This window comes from Exiguobacterium sp. E4787 (assembly GCF_018618375.1).
GTDB classification, from domain to species: domain Bacteria; phylum Bacillota; class Bacilli; order Exiguobacteriales; family Exiguobacteriaceae; genus Exiguobacterium; species Exiguobacterium chiriqhucha.
The window spans coordinates 1-3,037 of the sequence record NZ_JACSLY010000025.1 but is presented as its reverse complement, the minus strand read 5'-3'; the positions used below and the strand labels follow the sequence as shown (position 1 = coordinate 3,037).

The window sequence follows — 3,037 nt, the reverse complement described above, 5'->3', positions numbered from 1 at the left end:
CAGGTCTTCCGCCACTTTTGCGTACACATAAGTGACTGTCTGAGCTTCTTCGCCGAATTCACCAGTTGCGTTCTCTGGTGTTTCGATCACTACGTATCCTTCAATTTCAACCGGTTCAGTGGCATACTCTTCGCCCACTGTCCCTGTTTGCGTTGTTGACTCAGCTAGCTCATTTCCATCTTGGTCCACGTACTTGACCGTCAGGTCTTCCGCCACTTTTGCGTACACATAAGTGACTGTCTGAGCTTCTTCGCCGAATTCACCAGTTGCGTTCTCTGGTGTTTCGATCACTACGTATCCTTCAATTTCAACCGGTTCAGTGGCATACTCTTCGCCCACTGTCCCTGTTTGCGTTGTTGACTCAGCTAGCTCATTTCCATCTTGGTCCACGTACTTGACCGTCAGGTCTTCCGCCACTTTTACGTACACATAAGTGACTGTTTGAGCTTCTTCGCCGAATTCGCCAGTTGCGTTCTCTGGTGTTTCAATGACGACATATCCTTCAATTTCAACCGGTTCAGTGACATACTCTTCCCCCACTGTCCCTGTTTGCGTCGTTGGCTCGGCTAGCTCATTTCCATCCTGGTCAACGTATACCACTGTGACGTCTTCTGCCACTTTGGCATATACGTAAGTAACCGTTTGAGCTTCTTCTATAAATTCACCAGTTGCATTCTCTGGCGTCTTGATTAGTACATATCCTTCAATCTCTCTGGCATCTGACTCATATTGTTCTCCCACGTTACCTTCAAGCACAGTAGATGGAGTCAATAGATTTCCTTCTTCATCAACATGTTCGACAACTACAGTAGAGGGGATCGGTTCATACGGAATAGTATCCTGACCATCGTTCTCTACAGGCTCTCCGGCTGGATCTTCCCCTGTAACTGATGCAGTATTCACAATTGTCCCAGCTTCAACATCCTCTGCCGTAACAGTATATTGAACGGAACCTAATGCTAGTTCGCCTGGATTTAAGGTTGTAACGTCCAGTTCAACTTCTTTTCCAACCTTTGGATCCACAACCTGAATGTTCGATAATGGCACATTTCCGGTATTTGTCACTTCAAACGTATACGTAACAATATCACCAGCTTGAGTAAAAGCCTCTTCTTCGCTTGCCTTCACTAATGAAATTTCTGCCTCTTCTACCAATGTGTTCGTAATAACGTTGGTTTCATTATTGACAGTAGACGTATAACCATCCACCGTTTGCTCACGAACAGTGTAATTAATGGGGTCACCGTTTGAGTCATATAATGAATACCCTTCGAACGTAAACACCCATGATCCCTCTTCACTTTGGGATACCGACTGTTCACCAACTTTTTGATCGTTTTCTCTAAAAAGTTCTACGACAATTTCGTTTGGTCGCAGATTTTCCTGTTCGTAATCGTTCCAGTTTTTCTCACCTGTAATAACAGCTTGAGTACCTCTCACTTCAGGAATTGGAAATTCACGAATCAAGTCCGGTTCTTCAATCCTTGGGTTTAACAGTGTAGGCGCGTTTGTAGCATAAAATGTATCTGGATTGAATCCATCTTTATCTGTGTCTAGTTGTACTTTATAACGGAGAGAAATAACTTCATTTTCACCTAGACTTAGATTGTTCAGCGTGATGGTTTCATTCTCTTCATTTAAAACCACAGACTGTAGCAACTTGTCATCTGATGCAGACACAAAGTAATCTCCATCTGATAAATCTGCTGAGGTAGCCAATTCAAAATCAGGTGTTTCTCCCAACTTCAAGTTGACATATTCCCCCATTGGATCAGTAACTGACGCTCTATGAACAGTATTAGTGAAATAGTTGGATAACTGGGCTAAAGAATCGCCTAACTCTGAAATCTGACTCACAGGGTAATAGTCGTATTGAGTCGATGCAATCCCTTGCATAACCTCAATGATTTGCTCAGCTGTTGCCCCCTGACCAGCCGTCAACTCAAGTCCAATAGAAGCCATTGTAATTCCCTGGCCCTTAATTGAGGCTGCTGCCGCAATAGTGTCTTGTCCGTGCGTACGCGGCTGTCCATTAGAAGTGTAATTAAAATTAGTTCCATTCCCTACTATCTGCCGATTCGTATTATAACTAACTGTCGGCACACCATCCGTCAGGGTAATAATTACTCGATTGTCCGCACTGCTACTTTGTAATAGTGACGCAGCTTCCTCAAGCGCTTGTTGAGTAAATGTCCCACCATTTAAGTTATTTCCTCTCTCTGATGGGACATTTGTTGGAATCTGGTTAATGATGTCATTTGGATTACTTGTAAATGTTTTAAAGGAATAGTTTTCCGGTCGTGCGCTAGTTCCAGAATAAACTTCATTATTCCTTCCATCAAAGACCATTGTTCCATATGTTACTAAAGCCATTCGAATGTTTTTTTCGGCATTAACCTGCTCATTCAATAAACCATTGACAAAGTCAGCGGTTTCCGCAGCCGCTATTTGATCGCGGTTATCCGTATTCATACTACTGGAATTATCATACACAATGACAATGTCAGTGGACTCAAGCTCTTGTCGAGACTTACCTTCTACCGTCAAGTCAATAAAGTACTCGCCAGTATTGCCGGTATAAGTAGCTTTTTTCGATATGATTGAATCGTCAAATTCAAAATTACCAGCGACATTCCGTACGGCTCCAGATTGATCTTCATTTTCTTCTTCTAAGACCTCTGGCATAGCATATGCCACGTTCAAAGAAGGTAAAAGTAAAGAACTAATTAAAACAAATACTAGAAATAACTTAAATCCAACCCATTTCCTTTTCTTATTCACATTGTACCTCCAGATAATTTTTTAGATAAATAAAAAGCTAAAAAGAAAATATTTTTTCTTTTTAGCTTTTTTAATTTTAACAGATATTTCTCTATATAACAGTATATTAAATATTTCATTTAATTCTTATTATGTCAACAGCGGTTTAAAATTCCCTCTTAATAACGGATTAAAAATCCCTTTTTTACACATTACTCTTGGAAACTATCGACACGCGCCGGTTGGATGCCGGCCCGTTTCTTTTCTCTCATTCGAT

Annotated in this window: 1 protein-coding gene; it reads right to left on the bottom strand. The window is 41.3% G+C overall.

Annotated features, from left to right (window positions below; genetic code table 11):
• The coding region (locus KNP80_RS15575; protein WP_214835074.1) for a MucBP domain-containing protein at positions 1–2,781 on the bottom strand (2,781 nt) is incomplete at its 3' end.
• Between the last annotated feature and the right edge of the window lie 256 nt (positions 2,782–3,037).